The following is a 21,706-nucleotide window of genomic DNA, read 5'->3' as shown; positions in this document are numbered from 1 at the left end:
CTCGCATGTCAATTTCGAAATGAGGGGCACAGGATGATTGAGCTTTCAAACTCAGAAATCAAGTATTTGGCGGTACACTTGGTTGGCAATAAATTGCGTCAAGAGGGAGTAAGGTTTTCAAACAGTGAGACTCCTATAGAGGGAGATAGATTACAGGAATTGCTCTTTCAGCACTTTTTAAAGCCGTTCTTAAAGATCGAATCGTTGTATCAGTTTACTCATGACTCTAATCTTTCGTTCAATGAAGTTTATGTTTATGCCAAATCCGTGTTTCCAAATCCGCAATGTTTTTTGCAAATATCCAGAGAAATTGCAAAGCATCTGTATGAAAGCTCTTCACACCCGCGAATACGTGGTGGCGAGTTCTTTATGCTGTATTTTACGAATTGCTCTATTGACGGTGTAACTACGGACGCCATAGGAATATTTAAATCGGAGACAAAAGACACATATCTTAAGATTTCTCCGAAGGAGAATACCTATGGAATAACTTTAGACGAGGGAATAAGCATTAACCGTTTGGAAAAGGGCTGTCTTATTTTCAATTTGGATGTGGACATTGGATATCGAGTAGCCGTTATTGATAATCTTAGCAAGAGTGGTGAAGAGGCTCGTTATTGGAAGGGACAATTTCTTGGTGTTAGGGAATTAGGAACCGACGATTCAATCACTAAGCAATACATGAGTCTAGTCACAAGAGTCATAGATGACTCATTCCCCAACGGAAGTGCTGAGCACAGAATTAAAACGCAACTCAAAGCGATGAGCTACTTTGATTCCAATGTCTCCTTTGACGATGAACAGTTTACACGAGACGTTTTATCTGAATGGCCGACAGCATCTGAAGAGTATAATGAACGAAAGAGGAGAATTCAAGACAAAGAGGGAATTAGTCTACCGGAGAAATTCACTATCTCCAGAAAGGAAGTAGAGCGAGTCAAACGGAGCGTCAGAAGAACCATACAGCTAGATGACTCTTTTGAATTAGTGATTAAAGCAGGTGCAGCAGAAGTCTTTACGAATTTAAAACGGGAATTTGATGAAGAAAAGGGAATGTTCTATTACAAGGTCTATTTTACTTCTGAAAGATAAACAGGGGGTATAGGTAAGATTATGGGTGAGCTATCCAAGCTGACTGGAGAATTGGGAGAAAACATAGTGGAAAATTTCATCCAGCTTGTTGGATGGTCTGAACCGATAACGCCCCTTGATATAGAATGCGTATACCCAGTACGCCATCGTTCTGATGGTGCTCAACGAGATCGGAAAAGTCACGGTATTGGAGCAGTATCATTTTAGTGAAGTCAACAAACTCGTAATTCTGGACAGAATGATAAAAAAGGAAGAAGGAATCCAGAATGCGAGTGTACGACAAAGAATTCAAAGAAGAAGCATTAAAATTGTCTTATGAAGTCGGGCCAACCGCGGCCTCCGAACAACTGGGGGTCCCACCCACAACGCTGTACACATGGCGGAGTCAAAGCAAAAACATGGATCCTTGGCATTTGTGGGAGCGGCCACCAACGCATAGATCCGAAACCGCCGAGTTAAGGGTTGGAAAAGATCAGGGAATTGGAATCCGCCAATGATATCCTGAAAAAGGCGTTAGCTTTTTCGCAGAGAGCCAAAAGAGGTAGCTGCACGAGACTTGTTTCGTTTTATAGGGATTCTAAAGGAAAACGACGAAGCCAAGCACAGTATAAAGGCAATGTGTAAGGTTTTGCATGTCAGCGAAACTGGCTATTATCGCTGGCTGCGTACTCACGCCAATACGAAAAACTGCCGATTGCCTTCTTAAAGAAGAACGTTTTCGGCAGTCTCGTAAACCAGTGACGCAATTTTTCTCAATCTACAAACTCGAACTGCCAACGGCCGACGCCAATTGCGCATTGGCTTGACTGAGCGCTGTGGAGACACTGACTTGACCTGCGAGCGCAGCGTTGACATTCGTGTAGATGGCCGTCGACACTTTGGCGTAATACGGATTCTGGGCAGGACGCGCGATCAAGTTGGTCTGTCCAACGATGGCGAGCACGGGATTTTTCGCCCTGACCGCCGGGCTGTTTTGCACACTGGCGTTTGTCGGAATCTCCGAATACTGAGAGGCGAGCACCGTTTGGGCGGGGACGCTTGTCATCCAGTTGATAAAGGTGAGATCAGCCGACATGTGCTTGGTGTGCGGGTTGATGTAGAGATCCCAGCCGCCGATACAGGCATATCCGCGCGTGCCGTGACCGGCAAATGTCGGCAATGGCACGACACCCACTTTGCCAACGACGCTTGACTGCCCCGGTGTTTGCGAGTTCGCCCACGCGTAGTCCCAGTTTCTAAGGAAAGCAGCCTGTCCGTTGTTAAATGTGTTCATCGCCTGCGGTTCTTGGAACACGCTCACCGCCTGCGGTGAAACGCCAGACGTGATCAAACCGCGCATAAAGGAGAGCGCGTGCTGTGCCGCAGGTGTATCCATGTTTGGTTTTCCCTGCGCGTTAAACACCTGGCCGCCAGCATCTGTGAGGTATTCCATCCAGTTACAGGTGAGCCCCTCATAGGATGCGCCTTCCCAGACGAAACCATATTTGACCATTTTGTTGGAAACAAGCGTTTTTGCTTCTGACTGAAGCTGTTCCCACGTTTTGGGCACAGGCAGGTGCGCCTTTTGCAGCAGATCCTTGCGATAGTAAAGAAAACCCGCGTCCATGAAAAAGGGCGCCGCGTACACATTTCCTTTGATCGTCGCGCCTTGCACGAGACCTGGCGCAAAACCGCGCAAAAACTGGCGGGAAAGTGCTTGTTTAGCGGCTCGGCGAGGGATTGCGCCGCGAACTGTCCCGGCCACACCACATCGCCCATAAACACATCCGGTGTCGTCGAACCGCCTGAGATCTCAGTGATGAGCGACGCGCGGTTCGTATCGGTGCTTGACGGCTGACTGATCAGGTTCACCTTGATTGTAGGATTTGCCTGCTCAAACAACTGGATCAATTTCTTGCGGATGCCGACATTGGCAATCGGCGAGGCAGCCCAGGTGATTGTCACTTTCCCCGAAGCGGGCGCAGTGGTTGTTGGCGCAGGGGTGGTGGACGGTGGATTGGGAGCTGTCGTGTTCGATGGACTGGAACACGCCGTGAGTGAAGCGAGACCTGTTGCGACGGCAAACGCCGCCAAAAGCGACTGTCTCAGCATAAAAATACGCCTCCTAAGCTCGAACGTATCAGCGATGCGCGAAACGACGCGAACCCTGCCACCCGTCTTGATGCAACGAATGCGTTTCACGTGATCATCGGCACTGCCTCTAAAACGCACGTACGCGGATCGAACTCACGCGCAGTCGAGATATCTCGCTGTAGCATGTTTCCGATCCGCGATTTTATGCGTTTCTCACGTTCTTGCCAGGGAGGCGTCGTTTAGGCGCCTTCCACGCGTGGGAGAATCGATTATTCCCATTCGATGGTCGCGGGCGGTTTTGAGGTGACGTCGTACACCACGCGATTGATACCGTGCACCTCGTTACAAATTCGGTTAGAAATCTTTCCGAGCACATCATACGGGATATGCGCAAAATCGGCGGTCATCCCGTCGCGCGAAGTCACCGCGCGCAGCGCGATCGTTTCCGCATAGGTTCGCTCGTCGCCCATCACGCCGACACTGCGCACGCCAGTCAGCACCGCAAAGTACTGCCAAATCGAATCCTGAAGCCCCGCCAGCGCAATCTCTTCGCGCAAAATGGCATCCGCATTTTGAAGCGTCGCGATGCGCGCAGGCGTGATCTCGCCCATGATGCGAATCGCGAGTCCAGGACCTGGAAACGGCTGCCGATAGACGAACGCGTGCGGGAGACCCAACTCTTCCCCGAGCGCGCGCACCTCATCCTTGAACAGTGTCTTAAGCGGCTCAATCAATTTAAATTCCATGTCCTCCGGCAAACCGCCCACATTGTGGTGCGACTTGATGGTTGCCGCCGTTTTGGTGCCGCTCTCGACAATATCCGTATACAGTGTACCTTGTCCGAGAAACGCGAATGATCCAAGTGAACGCGCCGTTTCGTCAAACACAGCGATAAACTCGCGACCGATCCGCTTGCGCTTTTCTTCTGGGTCAGACACACCGTCTAGCAGTGCGAGAAAGCGCGTGCGTGCATTTACGAGGCGGATGTCCATGTGGAATGTGCCAGAAAGCATCTGCATTACTTGCTCTGCCTCATCTTTTCTGAGCAGCCCGTGATCGACAAAAACGCACGTCAGACGATCGCCGATCGCGCGGTGAAGCAGCGCCGCTGTCACAGAAGAGTCGACGCCCCCGAGAGTGCCATCAACACACGACCGTCTTTCACGGTGTCGCGCAGCGCTGTGATCGACTCTTCCACAAAGTTGTCCATCCGCCAGTCGCCCGCGCACCCGCATACGCCAAAGAGAAACTGACGCAACAAGTCCTGACCGTAGTCGGTGTGCTGGACCTCTGGATGAAACTGTACGCCATAGAGTTTGCGCGCAGGATCGCTCATCGCCGCAACTGGTGCGCTCGATGTGTACGCGTCAACTTGAAAGCCGCGCGGCACTTCGACAACCATGTCACCGTGGCTCATCCAGACGCGCTGGGTGGCAGGCGTCCCGGCAAAAAGCGTCGCGTGGCTGTGACAGGCGAGTTCTGCAAGTCCATATTCACGTGCGCTCGCCTGCGTGACATGCGCGTCAAAATCGCGTGCGAGCAGCTGCATGCCATAGCAGATGCCAAGGATCGGGATGCCCAAATCATAAATCGCAGGATCGACAAGCGGTGCACCCTCCCGATAGACGCTTTGCGGCCCGCCCGAAAAACGATCCCCTTGAGTTTCATCGCGCGCAAGGCCGCAACTGGGGTATCATGCGGCAAAAGCTCTGAGAACACGTTTAATTCGCGAATTCTGCGCGCGATCAGTTGGTTGTATTGCCCGCCAAAATCAAGGACCACGACCGTCTCGTGACGATCCATTTCCATCTCGACACCACTTCCTGAATGTATTTTTGACATCTCATAGGATTTGAAAACTAATCTGTGTAGTTTACCACGAATATCAGCGACTCTGCTTGATGAAACGAAGAAAACCGACCACAGCACGCGTAATGTGAGAACGCCCGTCCCGCTTCACCCGCGGTTGCAATTGCCCCTTCTCAAAAGGGTCATCCAGGGGCGCACCGCCTTCGCTTCGCCCCTCCGGGCCATAGCGAACGCGCTCCACATACGCAATTGCCTCCATCAGTTCCTTCTGATCTAGGTCATCCGTTTGCCGCAATCCCCACTCGCGAAGCGTCTCGTGAGAAGCGCGCGGATAGACGATGCGCCGCTCAAGCGCGCGCAGCAAGCGGTTCGCCTGTATGCCAAAATCGCCTGCGGATACTGCCTCGCTCTGAAACAAAGACCGTAAAGATCGCCTTGATGATCTGCGGCGCGCGAACCGGATGATCCCCGCGAAAATGATGAGCAGCGCGAAAAGGACAAGAAAACCTTTTGCAAGCGGTACAGAAGCGGCGGATTGTGAATTCTGCTGCTTTTTCTTTTCCACAGCTTGCTTGATCGCATGCTGAACAGGCGGTGTCACGTTTGGCCGTTGTGAAGCGATCACACTGGATGACGATGGCATTTTTCTTGAGTAATTTCCGCGAGCGCAGCTGATGGTGTCGCTTCAAAAGGGACAAAACCATATCCCGCAAACCAAGCCTCAAACCATGAATGCGCATCCGTCCCGCGAAGGATGTACTCATTTTGCGCGCCGTGATAAGTGGGGTCGGCCGGCACCGAGATGTACCCTTTCACCCAACGCGTCGGAATGCCAACGACGCGTGCAAGAATCGCGGCGGCGGTTGAGAACTGGTCACAATAGCCACGATGCGTCTCAAAAAGGAATTGGTCGACAAAATCTTGACCCGGTCGCGGCACAGGAATGCCTTGCGTTTGATACGATTCGTGTGACTGCAAATACGCGATGATCGCCTGCAGTTTTGCGTAAGGCGTCACCGCATGCACTGTGATTTGATGCGCCAAAAGAATGTCGCGCTGCGGAAAATTCGCTGGCAATTGAAGCGCCTGACGAAACGCGTAGACCAAGTTTCCGTCAGTCACAGAAGCGAGTGAGCGCGGATTCACATGCTCAAGTGTGGACACGACTGTGTAGTGCTCTCCCGCATGAAGTGGCGAGCCAAAGGTCCACGCGTCGATCGCCGGGACAAAGCGAGCGCGGGCACCGCCGCGCATCGTGGCACTGATGATGCGATTGGCCCCAAGGACGGCTGGATAAGTTCCCGACTCCACCCACACCTGCTGTGTCATTCGGGTGCGCGGCACGTGAGTTGACACACCGGATGCCGCTGCCGTCATAGCGCCGCGCACCCATCCCGCGCCTGTGTAGGTTGAGAATGACTCAATGGGATAGTACGACGATTCCTTCGCGATGACACGAAACATGACCGCCGTACTGCCGTTGAAATTGCCGCCCAAATGCGCGTCATTCGCGCCATAGGGCGCGGCAGGTGCGGCCGTCTCGACACGCCGCGCAAACAGCGAGTGCCACCAGGCGTGTACGTGAAAATCACGCGCCACTCCTTTTGGCGTCCAGATACTCAGTGTCGCGAGGACCGCGAGTAGGCCTGCCAGACTCAGAAAAGGAGAGTGCAATAGGCGCCTGCGCAATGAGACGCTCCCATCAACTACAGGAAGATGGCGCCAAACGCTGCGAATTCCAAGCATCGCGAGTACGGATGAGACCGGACATATGCAGGCGCTTCTGTGGACAAGTTCAGAGGATCGGGCGAGAGAAGTAATTGAGCAAATTGGCGATGGCAAGGAAGCGATTGTGTCGGGGGCTGTCTATGAGTGGCTTTTGAGCTCGGGTGACAAGCGGATGAACATTCGCGAGATCGATTTTGGCAGGGCAATCCCGGAGGTCGTGGAATCCCCAATTTCCGGGGTCATCCATACAATCATGCAAATCGTCCCCGCGTTTGAGCGAGTGCCACAGCCGTACTCCGGATTGGCTGTGGATTGCATCGAACGAAATTGGGACGAGCTTTTAGTCGGAGTCGACACGGAATCTGTTCGCCATCGCTATCATGGGGGAATTTTGGACCACTTGCGCGCTGTTCTCAAAGTTCTTCAGTTTATGTGGAACAGTTCAGGTTTGGATTCTGCGATGGTGGAACTGATCAAAAAGTATCAGACCACGCTCGTCGATGAGAAGGGTACAAGAGGGTATTATCCGATCTCGATAGACCATCTGCACCAAATTTTTACGAAAAGTCGCCAGGCGTTAGAGGATCATTCGAAATCCACGGATTACTTGGCCGTGAGCTTAGCAGCCGTAATGATAGAAGTCGGGAAACTGTCATCGAGGGTTCGTGTACGGGTTATGGAATCTCTCGCATATGCAATGAGACGGATGGTGGACGAACTGGTCTTGTCACAAGAGGATGCTGATCGCGTGTTGCATCTGGTATCGCGGGGATTTGGCAATGTTGAAACGGCGCGTACGTCCGATGAGTTGGCGCTGTACATGGCGAATTATGTGGCCAGTGCTGTGGGTTAATGACGATAGGGCTGGCCAGTTTCCTGTCATGAAGCTGGCCAGCTCCGTCCTCTCGGTTCAGGACACGGAATACGGTGAAGGTTTATACGAATCGGAGATGAGCCTGGATGGTTGACCAGGGAGTGGTGATCCATGTGTAATCTTGCGCTGGAGTTGCTGAGCGAAAAACTCATTGAGGATTTTTATGATCAGGATCATCCATCCGAAGATGGTGTATCGGCGCAGGACAAACCCATCGAACAATTGAAGTTGCTCATTCCCCGGGATCATTGGGAGCTTTTGTTCCAAGTTGAATCGGGGGCCACCGAATTGGGTTCGCAGGAGTTGAAGCGCTTCTCCCGTTTTGTGGCCCGACTTCTGCTCGGTACAACAAGGGATTAGCTGAGCTGAGCATGCCGAAGATTATTGTACGTTGGTGTTTGCAAATTTAATTCGATTTCTATCCGGTTGCACAATCCGGAAATCCGTGCTTCAATTGAACTAGACACATTGTCTAGCCTATAACACCCGCCCTACCCGCTCTCGCCGAGTGGATAGGGTCAGCACAGCGGTGTAACGAGATGCCGATAATTCTCACTTTGACAGGTGAGACGGAGGATCTCGGGACAGCGCTTTTTGCGTTGTCAAAGCGGAATCATCGTTCCGCAACCAGGCCCCGACAGATGTCGAGCACCGGTTGGTGAGCCTATTCATCAGCCGAACGTAGTTCATCACAATTATCACTCAGGAAAGGAGGAGATGCAGGATCGGCGCAAAAACGGAAAGGCCGATCAGAAGGCCGGACTCACCTGGACGCAGGGGGCAAACCGAAAACGTGCGTAACACCGACGGATATGCAAAGCGATGAGCGAGACATTCCGGCGCGCGAAGTACGGTGAGCCATCCGCGGTTCATGTGAGAAAACGCCCGATCGTAAACACCAACCTGTGTACGGATGCCAATGGCTCGTTACGCAGGTGGATTGGGCGGAACCCACGCAACACCAATCGAACAGGCAAGACTCAGCATGGGATGGCCGACTCCCGCAACACGTTCGGCATTGTTTCACCAGAAGTTGGTCGCGAAAGGCGATCACCCCACCAGTTTGCAGGCGCGGGCTTGATATGGCGCATACGCGCGAGCCGGTCAGTCGCCAGGCAGGGAAAGGTGCTGAGATGTCGGGTGAGCCGTGTCACGGTGGACATGGACTCGCGGGAACTCGACCGAGGTGGTAATGACAGCATTCTAAAGAATGATGTCATTACCACCTCGGACCGGGCAAGCTTGAAGTCTGCTCAAACTTTGATAAAGGATCTTCGTGCTCTGTACCCGGTTCACAGCACAGTTGGAGGCATCGTCAAGTGGCAAAGAAAACATTGGAACAATTTCGGGATGACATCGCCATCGCGTTCAAACGTGGCAAGGCAAAGGTCCCGCGAAAGAGTGCTACGGAGCGGTTCAAACGTACGCACACGCATTCGCACGCTACGACCCATAACTACGCCCGTATCGCGGACGCTTTCGCGCGGTTCGTCTATGAGCAACATGGGGTCACGGACTTGCGGTTTGTTAGCAGTGCCCATGGTCGGGAGTTCATTGAACATTGCTTCACACGGTTCCAAGAGGGCGAGTTGGCTGCCGGGACAGCCAAAACGTATGTGCATGCACTTTCGAAGTTGCAAAATTTAGCGCGCGAACAAATGCGTACGCGTATCCGCATGATCAATAAAGATGAAATGTTGGCGCGTGCCAAGGAGATCGATGCGGTCCGGCGACTGGCGGATGCGCACAAGGGGCTGATCATCACACGGGAACAAGCGCAAGGGATGGTCGAGCTTTTGGCGCAGAGCCGCTCGCCCAATGCAACCGTATTTTCGGAAATGGCGCGATTTGGAATGGAGACAGGGGCGAGCATTACGGCTGCACTCCTCATTCAGGTCCAAGACATTGATTTCAAACAGAATTGTGTGATTTTTGGAACGATAAAGGCGGTAAAGACCGCGTTGTACAGGTGGACCTGGCTTACATGCGCCATTTGGCCCACCTCGTCGAAGGGCGGGCACCGGGTCGTGCAGTCTTTGAAATAAGACGGCAAAACGGCAGTCTTCACCGTGTTGAAACGGCTCGCAAAATGGCGGAGAACCTGTACCGTGGGCAGGCTGAAAAGATCGGGCTTCGCGGAGCGAATTTCCATTCGCAAAGAAAAGCTTTTGCGAACTCCAGATATAACCAATATAAGGAGACTAACTACAAAGTGTTGGAGCGGGATTTGTCGAGAAGATTGAGCCAATCCGCACAACTGGCGCAAAAATGGCGCGATTGGAGTCACGGGCTGGCGCTCGTCATGGAGCAGGACGGCATTTCTCTCATGATCAACTCGCGCGGATTCTGGTTTCCATGGACCTTGGACATGAGAGGCTTGATGTCTTGAGGTTTTATCTTGGGGGTGCCGAGTGATGGAAACGACGATGCTCAATCCAAAGTTACTGAAACCCCACCCCAAACATGGCCATTATCACAGCAGCATTGCGGGTATGCGCGGGGTGTACGAGCGTGTGAGGAAGGATATTGAGGAGAACGGCATGCTTACTCCCTTGCTGGTGCAGAGTCAAACGTACGTGATCGTGGACGGACACATGCGCCAGCAAATTGCGTTTGATCTTGGCATGGAATCCGTTCCCGTCATTCTGGCGGAAATGAGCGATGACGAAGCTGAGTTTGCTTTGGTCAATGAAAATCGAAAACGTCAATCCAAGGAGACGGACCCCATTCGCGTGGCTCGACAAATGGCCATCATCAAGAAGCGGTTTGGATTGAAGAATGGCCAGCATGTGAAAGAAGACGAGGATCAGACCATGGAGGAATTGGCCAGAGACTATGATCTCAGCATGAGGCAAGTGTACAAGTATTTAAGACTCATTCGACTGTCGGCGGACTTTCAGCGCCTGGTGACCATCAAAATGTTGGGAATCAAGAGTGCCGTTCGGATCGCCGGACTTCCCATGGACGCTCAGGCAGAATTCTTTCAAGTGGTTGCTGCCACCGGGTCTGCGAAAACCGCTCTCACAGAAAGCCTGGTGTCAGAATGGATCGAGCAGTATTGGGAAACGAGAAAACATGGACGCACTGAACGGAACTTTTCGGAGGACCAAATAACACTGGATCGCGTGGACTCTGTGACGGACGCGATCGACCGGCAATATGAAGTCGAAGAGGTCTTGGGCACGGACAAGCTTCTCCGTCAATCGATCGTCAAAATGGCGGAATCACTACCCGCTGAAGCGGGGGCGAGATTTCAAAAAGCAGTTTCGGAACGCAATACGCAAAAACATCTTCGGTCGATTAGGAGATTGGAGTCCAGGCTGATGGCTGTTCTGCTTCCGGATGCCACTCCTGAACCCAAGGTATTGGATGAAATGTCGAGGGCGCTCGTACGGGTGACGACAAAGTTGGAGGAAGTGCGCTCGGCGTTGGGGAGCAGATGAATGTCTTTGGGCGCGAACAGCTATGCTGTTCGCGCCAGCGCATGAAGAGGATATCACTCATTTCACGGGAATTCGCAGATACATTCAGCAGTATGTAGCAACGCGTAGCAATGTGTTGCAAAGCGTAGTGATCCGGCACTTTTAGCCGGAGCATTGCTGCGGGCTGCTCTTCAAACATTGCGTTGAAATGCCCCGAATTGAACACGGGTTGTAAGCTTGAAGCATGCCTCCTTTCGCGAATGGGCTACGGAACAGGCGAAAAGTCGATTGCGTAGCAATGCTACGCTTCATCAACCATTGCCGTAGCAATGCACCGTGTTGCTACGCTTCAGGGTGGAGCATTGCTACGCATTGTGTCGTGATGCTAAGCTAATAACCTAATTTTTACATACAAACTTTCGAGACAAGTTTGAAACGGATGCCAAGCGGTCCACGGTTCAAACGAGAGTATCGAATGGAGACCGTTTCTTTCCGTCGAAGATCGCAATCTTTTTCTGTAATAGACGTTGAGAGGATTCGTTTTTCAACTTTCACATTTACCGGGAAAGAATTCGAGATGCGTGGTGTAATGGATTCATGGAGATTGATGGAGTGGAAAGAGGAGTCCGGACTCACCCATTCCCGCTCTGGTATCTCGTTCCAAATCCATAGAAATCAATGAAAGGAGTCCTGCGTCATGATGCGGACAATTCGAGAGGACAACGTTGTGGCTATCCGTAGAAGTTCAAAGGTTTCTGTTACGCTTCGTACTTTGGCTGACCAGTACTTGATTAGCCTTGAACGCAAACAGGCATCCGTATTTACAATCAAGCACGAGCGTGAATGCATCAATGCAATCTTGAAACGCTTGCCAGAAGACATTGCTGCTGACTCTATTACCACTGAGTATTTGGAAAAGCACGTTTTTGACGATATGCGGGCGCAAGGATTGAAACCGAACACGATTAATGGACGGATTAAAACCATTCGTCGGGTCCTCAGTTATGCAAAAGAAGAAGGACTTGTCGTGACAAATGCTGCTTATAGACTTCAGAAACTGATTGAAACGGACATGGGCATTCCCTCGTTTGTAGAAGATCAATACATGAAGATCTTGGAGCAGTGTAAGACGACGACATTTGCCGGACTTCGAGACAAAGCGATCATGGCTCTCATGTTGGATAACGGGATTCGGTTGCGGGAACTGGTCGACTTGGACGTTGACCAAGTGGATTTGTACGGAAAGCTCTTGAAAAATGTTGATGGCAAAACGAATACTACGGAAGACCTCCCACTGAGCGAGCCCATGGTTCGGCTTCTCGCAACGTACATTAAAGAGAGAGGGAGATACCTAACTGCATCTCCCGCCCTATTCGTGACATTGGACGGTAAGCGACTGAACCGCTCAACCATCCAGCACGCAATTTCAGATTATGGAAAGAGGGCCGGGATTACGAACGTCCGAGTCAGCGCCCATACATTCCGGCATACATTCGCCAGAATGTGGATTCTAAACGGTGGCGATCCATTTACTTTGAGACGGATTATGCGCCATCGCACCATGGACATGGTCAACAAGTACATCCGCTTGTGGGGACATGAGGTTGTCGAACGACATGAAACGTTCTCCCCGTTTGCAAGGCACAAGCTTTTATGATGAGAAACTTCTCAATACAACGACAGACAGGCGATTGCCATCCATGGCGATTGCCCGTCTGTCGTTGTCGTTGCCTTACATCCAAACACCTTTCGGGAACGTATACTGTGGTGGCCCGTCGCTGTATAATGGATGCATGAAATTCAGGAGGTGACACCGAGCCGTGGATATCGTCCATACCCCACATGAACTGATGGAGCGCATTGAAAAGTTAGACAAGGACCACTCTGTGTGTCAAGTTTTCATTCCGGGAAAGGGTCAGGTCACCATTGTACTTCAGGCCAATGATAATGAAACCATCGCTTCCGAAGTGCAGGCTGACCCTGAGCTTGGTGAGTTGATTCGAGACAGTCGAAATGCATACCAACGAGGAGACGTCATGACAACGTCAGAATTGCTGAAATCCTTATCCTCTAAGGATTTTGCTCAGTGACAACCCGACGAATCATCTGGCCTACTCCTATTCGGTTAAAATTGCTCACTTTCAAAAGCCCTCATTTCACGCCGGATGAAACACTTGGCTTTATCGCTCAATTCATCATAGAAACAGAGGACGTTCTCTCAAATCCAATTGTAGGTCGGCATTATACCGAGGAATACGGCGAGTTTAAAGGGATTTCTCGCATTGTGATTCGAAAATTCAGGGTGTATTTTGAGGTCTTAGGTCATGATGTTGTTATCCTCGCTGTAAAGTTTCCGGGCGAAGCATTATAAAATGGGAAATATCAAGAAGCGAAGCAAGATCCAAGTCTACTCCGCTTTTTCCTCGTTCACGTCGTTTCATTGGGTAACATCGTCCGTTCTTTCGTCGAGAAACTCCCCACAGGATTCCAACCAAAATATGAACTGATCCAATCACGATGCGTGGGACAAAATTGTTATAATCTCAAATAGTCAATGTACTGAATACTTTCGTCGGTGGCGGAGGAGAATTCGAGAGATTCGGAACGGCGCGGGTTGTTGGAACTCCTATAGCAGGAAATTGCACCATGCGAGCCGAATGAAATCACTGATAATGATAAAACGCAGTTGAATGGATCGCGTTGGATTATCTTTAGCCTATGTCCATTGCAGTTTAAAGCTCAGTGTTACTTCCGGAGGAACATACCCTTGTCCCAACTTGAAAACATAGAAGCCATTGAAAAACGCCTGTGGGGTGCAGCAGACACCCTGCGGGCCAACTCAAACTACGCGAGCAATGAATATTTCATGCCAGTCATGGGCTTGATTTTTCTTCGCCATGCCTACAGTCGGTTTTTGGCAGTCAAGGATGACGTCATTGCATTGTTGCCTACCCGTGGTGGGCGCACTCGCGAATTAACCAAAGAGGACTTTTCCCAAAAGAGCGCCATCTTCCTGCGCGAGATCGCGCAGTTTGATTACCTCGTTGCTTTGAAAGACAGCGATGATCGCGCTCGGGCCATCATCGACGCCATGGAGTCCATTGAAGCGGACTATGAGTCACTGCGCGGGGTTCTCCCTAAGTCAGAATATCAGGAACTCGACAATGATGTGCTCGGCCAACTGCTCCGCACGCTGAATCCTGAAGCCTTGAAACGTGCATCCGGTGATATCTTCGGGCGGATTTACGAATACTTTCTGACTCAATTTGCTGACCAAAAGGCCCACGACGGTGGCGAATTCTTCACGCCCGTCTCGCTGGTCTCCCTCATCGCCAATGTGCTGGAGCCAAAGGACGGAACCGTGCTCGATCCCGCCTGTGGCTCCGGTGGCATGTTTGTCCAAAGTGCTCATTTCGTTGAGCAGTTGCACGCGAATCCGTCCGAACGCTTGACCTTTTACGGCATGGAGAAAAATCCGACCACCATTCGTCTGGCCAAGATGAACTTGGCTGTGCACGGTCTGGAGGGCGATATTCAAAAGGCCATCACCTATTACGAAGACCCGCATAATTTGCGTGGCAAAGCGGATTTTGTCATGGCCAATCCCCCTTCAACGTAGACGAAGTGGATGCCGACAAGGTCAAGAATGACCCTCGTCTGCCTTTCGGCCTTCCAGGCGTCAACAAAAACGAGAAGGTGTCGAATGGCAATTACCTTTGGATCAGCTACTTCTATAGCTATTTGAACGATCACGGTCGTGCCGGGTTCGTCATGTCCTCTCAGGCATCGAGCGCCGGGCGCGATGAAGCGGAAGTTCGACGCAAGCTCGTCGAAACTGGCGATGTTGATGTCATGATTGCGATTCGCTCCAATTTCTTCTATACCCGAACTGTTCCTTGTGAACTGTGGTTTCTCAATCGCGCCAAGCCAGAAGAGCATCAGGATAAGGTCCTGATGATTGATGCCCGCAACATCTACCGCAAAGTGACTCGCAAGATTTACGACTTTAGCCCGGAGCAGTTGCAAAACCTGCTCGCCATCGTATGGCTGTATCGCGGGGAAAACGATCGATTCGTAGACCTGCTGACCAGCTATTTGCACAGAACGTTGGTCGAAGCCAGTCATTGCTATTTTCTTCGTGATAAAGAGGATAACGAGATCGATCTGTTGCGTGAATATGTGTCTGCTCTGCAGGATTTGCGTGAGCGGATACATCCTTTCGCGTCATCCGTTTCTGCCAGCGACGTTCCTAAACTTGCAGATGCGCGAAGCGAGTTTGAATCTGCGTTTGCAACACTTTCTGAGGATGTGACTCAATTCTTCCATTTGATGATGAAGAAGGACCGACTTTGGGGAGAGCAGAAATTTAATTTGCAGTCCTTGAAGGAAGCAGAGAAACATATGGGCGAACTGGCTCAGCAAAGTCGAGATTTGGTCAAGCAAACGGATTACGTCAACAAGTTAGTCAACCGTCTGACGGACCTGTGTGAGAAGGAGCTTGGCGCGAAGGACAGCAGTTTGTGGATAAACGGGGAGATCAATCGTGCGAAAAAGTGGTAGAGTCCACCCGGCATGAAGCTGTCGAGCAGTTGAAACTCGTTCGCTACTATTACCGTCAGGCCGAGTGGCTACTGGAGCGGTTTCCTGACGGAGAGTGCCGCGATGTGCCAGGATTGGTTAAGCTGGTAGGCCGGGAGGAAATACAGGCGAACAACTGGAGCCTGACGCCGGGTCGATATGTGGGAGTTGCGCCTGAGGAACAAGATGAGGATTTTGACTTTGAGGAAGCTTTGCGGGAGATACATGTGGAGTTGGAAGGGCTGAATGACGAAGCAAACGATCTTGCTGTAAAAATACGCTACAATTTCGAGGGATTAGGTCTATGAAAACTTGTTTTGAAATAATAGATATCTCGTTACAGGCAGTGTGTGCGCTCGTTACTGATGGAACGCACGACTCCCCTAAAATTCGCGATACGGGCATTCCCTTTATTAAGGGAAAAACATATCATCCGGAGTAATTAACTTTAATGACTGTGACTTTATTAGCGAGGAAGATCACGAGATATGCAAGAAACGAGTAAAGCCGGAGGTTGGAGATGTTTTACTTGCGAATATCGGTTCTGTTGGTGATGTCGCACGCGTAACGAGCGAGCAGGAATTTAGTATTAAGAACGTTGCCTTGCTAAGGCCCAACCCTAGTCAGGTCAACTCACTTTTCTTTTACTATATTACACGAAGTTCTGAGTTTAAAAAGGGAATACTGAACTTACGCTTGGGTTCTGCCCAGCCTTACATCAGCCTTGAGAATCTTCGCTCTTTTAGGATTCAGATTCCTGTGGACAAGAGCAAACAGTACGAAATTGCGAATGTATTAAGGCAATACGACAATCTCATCGCAAACAACCGTCGCCGGATAGAGCTGCTCGAACAGGCAGCACGATTGCTCTACAAGGAATGGTTCGTGCATTTTCGTTTTCCCGGACATGAACTTGTGAAAATTGTTGATGGTGTGCCAGATGGGTGGAGTCGTGTAACCTTGGTTAACCTCTGTCACGACATCAGAGTATCAATAGACCCGTCTTCCGTACCTTCTGAAACCCCATATATTGGGCTGGAGCACATTCCTCGTCGCTCCATTACCCTCTCGGAATGGGGGCATAGTCGCGAGGTTGCAAGCAACAAGTTTACCTTTAAAGCGGGTGACATTCTGTTCGGTAAAATTCGCCCTTATTTTCACAAAGTCGGTTTTGCGTTGGTCGATGGGATAACCTCTTCAGATGCTATTGTCGTGAGATCAGTAGAGTCTAAGCTACAACAATATTGCCTTACTTTACTCTCCAGTGATGAGTTTGTATCGTTAGCTTCCAAAACAGTCCGAGAAGGATCAAAGATGCCGAGGGCTGATTGGAACTATCTCCAGAAGTGTAAATTCCTCAGACCTGCTGATAAGACTTTAGAAGAATTTAATCTCATTATTGAACCCATGGTCGAACAGATGAGGACCCTAGCGTTGCAGTCACGGAGACTGGCCGAAGCCCGCGATCTCCTGCTCCCTCGCTTGATGAACGGAGAGATTGCCATATGAGCCAGATGACCGAAGATAATCTCGTGCAGCAAACCACGGCTGACTATATGCGGGATTCCCTCGGTTGGGAGTCCGTTTATGCTTACAACACCGAGGATTTCGGTCGAAACAGTCTGCTTGGGCGCAACTCCCGAAAGGAAGTTGTGCTCATCCGCTATCTCAGGGGGAGTCTGGAGCGTCTGAATCCCGGTTTACCCAATTCGGCATATGAAGATGCTATCCGCGATATCGTCGAATACAGCACAATCCAGTCCACACTGGCAACCAATCGCGAGAAATACACGCTCCTGAAAGATGGCGTACAAGTTTCATTTCGCAGTTCGCAGGGTGAGTTGAAGCAACAACGTTTACGTGTTTTCGATTTTGTCGATCCGCTTCAAAATCACTTCCTCTGCGTTCGTGAACTCTGGATTTACGGTGATATTTATCATAGACGAGCGGATATTGTCGGCTTCGTCAACGGCATTCCGCTTCTTTTTATGGAACTCAAGAATGTACATAAAGATCTGCGCCATGCTTACGAGGAAAATCTATCCGACTACAAAGACACCATCCCACACACTTTCCATCACAATGCATTCATCGTCCTAGGTAACGGTATTCGGGCCAAGGTGGGGACGCTCTCCAGCCAGTATGAGCACTTTTATGATTGGAAACGCCTGGCCGAGAACGATCTCGGTATTGTCGATATGGAAACCCTCCTCAAAGGCATCTGTGAGAAGCGCAACTTCATGGATCTCTTTGAGAACTTCATCTTGTTTGACGATTCGCCCGGACAAACAGTGAAGATTCTCGCGCAAAATCATCAGTTTCTCGGTGTTAATCAAGCCTTCGAATCCGTTCAACATCGTCACGAACGCTTGGGTAAACTAGGTGTGTTCTGGCACACGCAAGGTTCCGGAAAAAGTTATTCAATGGTATTCTTCACGCGCAAGGTGCATCGCAAGATTGGCGGGAATTTCACGTTCTTGGTTTTGACGGATCGCGATGATTTAGACACACAGATTTACAAGACGTTCGCCGGTAGTGGCTTGGTTAATCACGAAAAGGAATCTTGCCGGGCATCGAGTGGCGATGATTTACGTCAACTCCTCAGTGAGCATAAGAGCTACATATTCACACTGATTCAGAAGTTCAATCAAACGGTCGATCCGAACAGCGGTTACTCCCTGCGCGACGACATCATTGTCATTTCAGATGAAGCCCATCGCACCCAATACGGATTGCTCGCGCTCAACATGCGCAATGCTTTGCCGAATGCCAGTTTCATCGGATTTACCGGTACGCCCCTGTTTCAGGGGGACGAAAAACGAAGCAAATGTTTGGCGACTACATCTCTACCTACGATTTTCAACGCGCTGTCGAAGACGAAGCCACGGTGCCATTGTATTACGATGCACGTGGAGATAAATTGGGTCTTGCGACAAATGATCTGAACGAGCGGATCGCGGAGAAGTTGGAAGAATTCGAAACCGACGATATCAATGTAGAGGAACGGTTGGAACGCGAACTGCGCCGAGATTACCATATCATTACCGCTGAGAAGCGCTTGAAACAGATTGCGCAAGATTTCGTGATCCACTACTCGAATGCGTGGGAAACTGGCAAAGCGATGTTGGTTTGCATCGATAAAATCACCTCCGTTCGGATGTACTACCTGATACAGGATGCTTGGAATAAGAGGATCACGGAACTGGAATCGAATCTGTCCAAGATTCGCGATCCGCAAGAAGTCATCTACCAACAGCGCCAAATCAGATGGATGAAAGACACACAAATGGCGGTTGTAATCAGCGAAGAACAGGGCGAGATTGATAAATTCCGCAAGTGGGCACTCGATATTAAACCTCATCGCCAACTCATCAAAAATGGCTTTGAAACGGACGATCAGAAGCGATTGGACATTGAGTCCGCATTCAAGAAGGAGTCTCACCCCTTTCGGGTGGCCATCGTCTGCGCGATGTGGTTGACGGGTTTTGACGTTCCGAGCTTATCCACTCTTTATCTGGACAAACCGCTGAAAGCGCACACGCTCATGCAGACCATTGCCCGTGCCAATCGTAAAAACGAGGGCAAGAACAATGGCCTGATTGTGGACTACTGCGGAATCCTCAAGAATCTACGTGCTGCCCTAGCCACCTATGCAGGCCGAGGGGATGAAGGGCATGGCGGTGATGAGGGCGGGCGTGATCCCGCTAAGCCCGACGAGGAACTGCTGGCTGACTTGGTAGAGTCAATCGCTTTTGTTCGCTCATTTTTGCATGAGGGCAATGCACCCTTGGACGATATCATTCATCAAACTGGATTCGCCCGAAATGCTGCCATCTTAGCAGCCAAGGAAGTCGCCAACCAGAATGATGAAACCCGCAAACGCTTCGAAGTGATGTGCCGGGAAGTCTTCAAGAAATTCAAAGCATGCCTGAACGTCTCCGGCATCAACGAACATCGCAATGAGTACGACTCCATCAATATTGTCTATCGCAGTTTGCAGGAAGATAAGGACTTGGCAGACATCTCAGATATCATCCAGAAGCTGCATGGCGTTGTTGATCAGGCAATCACGACCAATAGCGAGCGGATCGGCGAATCAACCACTGCATACGACATCTCGAAGATTGATTTTGAGCGACTGCGCAAGGAATTTGAGCGAAGTTCCAGCAAGAACACGACGGTGCAGAATTTGAAAAGCGTGATCGAGAAACGACTCCGGCGCTTGCTGATGCAAAATCCATTGCGAACGGATTTCCAAAAGCACTACGAGGAGATCGTAGAAGAGTATAATCGAGAGAAAGACAGGTTGACGATTGAGAAGACCTTCGAAGCGCTATTGCTTTTTGTCGGTGCACTGAATGAAGAAGAGTCTCGGGCTATGCGTGAGGGCTTGGACGAGGAGAGTTTGGCGATATTTGACCTTCTCAAGAAGCCGGAGCTGTCCGCGAAGGACGGAAAACGCATTAAGCAGGTGTCTGTTGAACTCCTCCGAATCTTGAAAGAAGAGAAGCTGAAAATTGACCACTGGCGCGACAAGGAATCCACCCGTGATGCGGTTCGTGTTGCCATTCGCGATTTCCTCTACAGTGACACAACAGGGCTTCCAGTGGATAGCTTCACGGATGAAGATGTGGATGCCAAAGCGGATTTGGTGTTTCGGCATGTGTTTTGGGCGTATCCGACGGTGCCATCGCCGGTGTATGCATGACTTTCCGTTTGTAAAGGTATTGTGAGTGGTTGAAAATTGGATGCCAGCGCACGCATGTAGAATGATCTCGCATGTCAATTTCGAAATGAGGGGCACAGGATGATTGAGCTTTCAAACTCAGAAATCAAGTATTTGGCGGTACACTTGGTTGGCAATAAATTGCGTCAAGAGGGAGTAAGGTTTTCAAACAGTGAGACTCCTATAGAGGGAGATAGATTACAGGAATTGCTCTTTCAGCACTTTTTAAAGCCGTTCTTAAAGATCGAATCGTTGTATCAGTTTACTCATGACTCTAATCTTTCGTTCAATGAAGTTTATGTTTATGCCAAATCCGTGTTTCCAAATCCGCAATGTTTTTGCAAATATCCAGAGAAATTGCAAAGCATCTGTATGAAAGCTCTTCACACCCGCGAATACGTGGTGGCGAGTTCTTTATGCTGTATTTTACGAATTGCTCTATTGACGGTGTAACTACGGACGCCATAGGAATATTTAAATCGGAGACAAAAGACACATATCTTAAGATTTCTCCGAAGGAGAATACCTATGGAATAACTTTAGACGAGGGAATAAGCATTAACCGTTTGGAAAAGGGCTGTCTTATTTTCAATTTGGATGTGGACATTGGATATCGAGTAGCCGTTATTGATAATCTTAGCAAGAGTGGTGAAGAGGCTCGTTATTGGAAGGGACAATTTCTTGGTGTTAGGGAATTAGGAACCGACGATTCAATCACTAAGCAATACATGAGTCTAGTCACAAGAGTCATAGATGACTCATTCCCCAACGGAAGTGCTGAGCACAGAATTAAAACGCAACTCAAAGCGATGAGCTACTTTGATTCCAATGTCTCCTTTGACGATGAACAGTTTACACGAGACGTTTTATCTGAATGGCCGACAGCATCTGAAGAGTATAATGAACGAAAGAGGAGAATTCAAGACAAAGAGGGAATTAGTCTACCGGAGAAATTCACTATCTCCAGAAAGGAAGTAGAGCGAGTCAAACGGAGCGTCAGAAGAACCATACAGCTAGATGACTCTTTTGAATTAGTGATTAAAGCAGGTGCAGCAGAAGTCTTTACGAATTTAAAACGGGAATTTGATGAAGAAAAGGGAATGTTCTATTACAAGGTCTATTTTACTTCTGAAAGATAAACAGGGGGTATAGGTAAGATTATGGGTGAGCTATCCAAGCTGACTGGAGAATTGGGAGAAAACATAGTGGAAAATTTCATCCAGCTTGTTGGATGGTCTGAACCGATAACGCCCCTTGATATAGAATGCGTATACCCAGTACGCCATCGTTCTGATGGTGCTCAACGAGATCGGAAAAGTCACGGTATTGGAGCAGTATCATTTTAGTGAAGTCAACAAACTCGTAATTCTGGACAGAATGATAAAAAGGAAGAAGGAATCCAGA

Annotated in this window: 21 protein-coding genes and 4 pseudogenes; 18 read left to right on the top strand and 7 right to left on the bottom strand. The window is 49.9% G+C overall.

Translation table 11 applies throughout. From position 1 onward, the window contains the following. The first annotated feature begins 33 nt into the window (after positions 1 to 33). Both ATW55_RS01670 and ATW55_RS17125 read left to right on the top strand, forming a co-directional pair. Positions 34 to 1,092 carry a nucleoid-associated protein gene (locus ATW55_RS01670; protein WP_067711389.1) on the top strand — a complete coding sequence of 353 codons (1,059 nt, stop codon included), beginning with the start codon at positions 34 to 36 and terminating at the stop codon, positions 1,090 to 1,092. 266 nt (positions 1,093 to 1,358) lie between these two features. Beyond that, positions 1,359 to 1,589 (top strand): transposase, encoded by a 231-nt coding sequence (locus tag ATW55_RS17125; protein WP_067711386.1) that lies wholly within the window; start codon positions 1,359 to 1,361, stop codon positions 1,587 to 1,589. Positions 1,590 to 1,849: 260 nt separating this feature from the next. Here the strand turns inward: ATW55_RS17125 and ATW55_RS01660 are convergent, their stop codons facing one another. Both ATW55_RS01660 and ATW55_RS16955 read right to left on the bottom strand, forming a co-directional pair. Continuing rightward, a complete protein-coding gene (locus ATW55_RS01660) occupies positions 1,850 to 2,836 on the bottom strand; it encodes an extracellular solute-binding protein (protein WP_067711384.1) in 987 nt (328 codons plus the stop codon). An 11-nt stretch (positions 2,837 to 2,847) separates the two neighbouring features. Beyond that, positions 2,848 to 2,943: pseudogene (locus ATW55_RS16955) on the bottom strand (hypothetical protein); the annotation flags it as partial. 1 nt (position 2,944) lies between these two features. Here ATW55_RS16955 and ATW55_RS16645 point away from each other — a divergent pair. Continuing rightward, the gene (locus ATW55_RS16645; RefSeq protein ID WP_235586965.1) at positions 2,945 to 3,277 is read left to right on the top strand and encodes a hypothetical protein; all 333 of its coding nucleotides are present in this window, start codon (positions 2,945 to 2,947) and stop codon (positions 3,275 to 3,277) included. Between the two features lie 157 nt (positions 3,278 to 3,434). On the opposite strand, the pseudogene guaA reads toward ATW55_RS16645, so the two are convergent. From guaA to ATW55_RS01640, 3 genes and pseudogenes are all read right to left on the bottom strand, one after another. Next, positions 3,435 to 4,968 (bottom strand): annotated as a pseudogene (guaA, locus tag ATW55_RS01650) (glutamine-hydrolyzing GMP synthase). A gap of 82 nt (positions 4,969 to 5,050) precedes the next feature. Next, positions 5,051 to 5,617: a DUF4129 domain-containing protein gene (locus tag ATW55_RS01645; RefSeq protein WP_082685443.1), complete on the bottom strand. Its 567-nt coding sequence runs from the start codon at positions 5,615 to 5,617 to the stop codon at positions 5,051 to 5,053. Beyond that, the gene (locus tag ATW55_RS01640) at positions 5,596 to 6,663 is read right to left on the bottom strand and encodes a transglutaminase-like domain-containing protein (RefSeq protein WP_160327140.1); all 1,068 of its coding nucleotides are present in this window, start codon (positions 6,661 to 6,663) and stop codon (positions 5,596 to 5,598) included. The genes ATW55_RS01645 and ATW55_RS01640 overlap by 22 nt, the downstream gene beginning before the upstream one ends. Before the next feature lie 82 nt (positions 6,664 to 6,745). Here ATW55_RS01640 and ATW55_RS01635 point away from each other — a divergent pair, with 82 nt between their 5' ends. Further along, the gene (locus tag ATW55_RS01635; RefSeq protein WP_067711375.1) at positions 6,746 to 7,555 is read left to right on the top strand and encodes a hypothetical protein; all 810 of its coding nucleotides are present in this window, start codon (positions 6,746 to 6,748) and stop codon (positions 7,553 to 7,555) included. Between the two features lie 132 nt (positions 7,556 to 7,687). Next, complete coding sequence (locus ATW55_RS01630; RefSeq protein ID WP_067711372.1) at positions 7,688 to 7,936, top strand: hypothetical protein; 249 nt, start codon at positions 7,688 to 7,690, stop codon at positions 7,934 to 7,936. Between the two features lie 342 nt (positions 7,937 to 8,278). Here ATW55_RS01630 and ATW55_RS16205 read toward each other — a convergent pair whose 3' ends face one another. Further along, positions 8,279 to 8,449, bottom strand: coding sequence for a hypothetical protein (locus ATW55_RS16205; RefSeq protein ID WP_160327139.1), 171 nt, complete (start codon positions 8,447 to 8,449; stop codon positions 8,279 to 8,281). Positions 8,450 to 8,895: 446 nt separating this feature from the next. On the opposite strand from ATW55_RS16205, the gene ATW55_RS01625 reads away from it, so the two are divergent. The 13 genes and pseudogenes from ATW55_RS01625 to ATW55_RS01585 all read left to right on the top strand — a co-directional run bounded on the left by ATW55_RS01625 (position 8,896) and on the right by ATW55_RS01585 (position 21,441). Beyond that, positions 8,896 to 9,621, top strand: coding sequence for a hypothetical protein (locus ATW55_RS01625; RefSeq protein WP_067711370.1), 726 nt, complete (start codon positions 8,896 to 8,898; stop codon positions 9,619 to 9,621). Between the two features lie 44 nt (positions 9,622 to 9,665). Then, positions 9,666 to 9,965: a hypothetical protein gene (locus tag ATW55_RS15975; protein WP_153004972.1), complete on the top strand. Its 300-nt coding sequence runs from the start codon at positions 9,666 to 9,668 to the stop codon at positions 9,963 to 9,965. 25 nt (positions 9,966 to 9,990) lie between these two features. Continuing rightward, positions 9,991 to 11,019, top strand: coding sequence for a ParB/RepB/Spo0J family partition protein (locus tag ATW55_RS01620; protein ID WP_067711368.1), 1,029 nt, complete (start codon positions 9,991 to 9,993; stop codon positions 11,017 to 11,019). 676 nt (positions 11,020 to 11,695) lie between these two features. Beyond that, positions 11,696 to 12,655: a tyrosine-type recombinase/integrase gene (locus ATW55_RS01615; protein WP_067711366.1), complete on the top strand. Its 960-nt coding sequence runs from the start codon at positions 11,696 to 11,698 to the stop codon at positions 12,653 to 12,655. A 163-nt stretch (positions 12,656 to 12,818) separates the two neighbouring features. Next, complete coding sequence (locus tag ATW55_RS01610) at positions 12,819 to 13,088, top strand: hypothetical protein (protein ID WP_067711364.1); 270 nt, start codon at positions 12,819 to 12,821, stop codon at positions 13,086 to 13,088. Next, positions 13,085 to 13,369, top strand: coding sequence for a hypothetical protein (locus tag ATW55_RS01605; protein WP_067711362.1), 285 nt, complete (start codon positions 13,085 to 13,087; stop codon positions 13,367 to 13,369). Before ATW55_RS01610 ends, ATW55_RS01605 begins: the two co-directional genes overlap by 4 nt. Positions 13,370 to 13,684: 315 nt before the next feature. After that, positions 13,685 to 15,558: pseudogene (locus tag ATW55_RS17120) on the top strand (N-6 DNA methylase). Next, positions 15,519 to 15,884 carry a hypothetical protein gene (locus tag ATW55_RS16510; protein WP_201024914.1) on the top strand — a complete coding sequence of 122 codons (366 nt, stop codon included), beginning with the start codon at positions 15,519 to 15,521 and terminating at the stop codon, positions 15,882 to 15,884. Before ATW55_RS17120 ends, ATW55_RS16510 begins: the two are co-directional and overlap by 40 nt. Positions 15,885 to 16,002: 118 nt before the next feature. Further along, positions 16,003 to 17,085 carry a restriction endonuclease subunit S gene (locus ATW55_RS01595; protein ID WP_082685442.1) on the top strand — a complete coding sequence of 361 codons (1,083 nt, stop codon included), beginning with the start codon at positions 16,003 to 16,005 and terminating at the stop codon, positions 17,083 to 17,085. Continuing rightward, positions 17,082 to 18,502, top strand: a pseudogene (locus ATW55_RS16505) (type I restriction endonuclease subunit R); the annotation flags it as partial. The gene ATW55_RS01595 and the pseudogene ATW55_RS16505, both read left to right, overlap by 4 nt. A gap of 195 nt (positions 18,503 to 18,697) precedes the next feature. Next, positions 18,698 to 20,284 carry a type I restriction enzyme endonuclease domain-containing protein gene (locus tag ATW55_RS16500; RefSeq protein ID WP_423742942.1) on the top strand — a complete coding sequence of 529 codons (1,587 nt, stop codon included), beginning with the start codon at positions 18,698 to 18,700 and terminating at the stop codon, positions 20,282 to 20,284. Between the two features lie 99 nt (positions 20,285 to 20,383). Next, positions 20,384 to 20,755 carry a hypothetical protein gene (locus tag ATW55_RS16640; RefSeq protein ID WP_235586964.1) on the top strand — a complete coding sequence of 124 codons (372 nt, stop codon included), beginning with the start codon at positions 20,384 to 20,386 and terminating at the stop codon, positions 20,753 to 20,755. Then, the gene (locus tag ATW55_RS01585; protein WP_235586960.1) at positions 20,641 to 21,441 is read left to right on the top strand and encodes a nucleoid-associated protein; all 801 of its coding nucleotides are present in this window, start codon (positions 20,641 to 20,643) and stop codon (positions 21,439 to 21,441) included. The genes ATW55_RS16640 and ATW55_RS01585 overlap by 115 nt, the downstream gene beginning before the upstream one ends. 76 nt (positions 21,442 to 21,517) lie before the next feature. Here ATW55_RS01585 and ATW55_RS16635 read toward each other — a convergent pair. Beyond that, positions 21,518 to 21,706 (bottom strand): hypothetical protein (locus ATW55_RS16635; RefSeq protein ID WP_235586950.1); only part of this gene is annotated, 189 nt, incomplete at its 5' end.

The organism is Ferroacidibacillus organovorans, assembly GCF_001516615.1.
GTDB classification, from domain to species: Bacteria; Bacillota; Bacilli; order Alicyclobacillales; family SLC66; genus Ferroacidibacillus; species Ferroacidibacillus ferrooxidans_B.
Note: the sequence above shows the minus strand (reverse complement) of the source record. Positions and strands in the feature narration are given on the sequence as shown.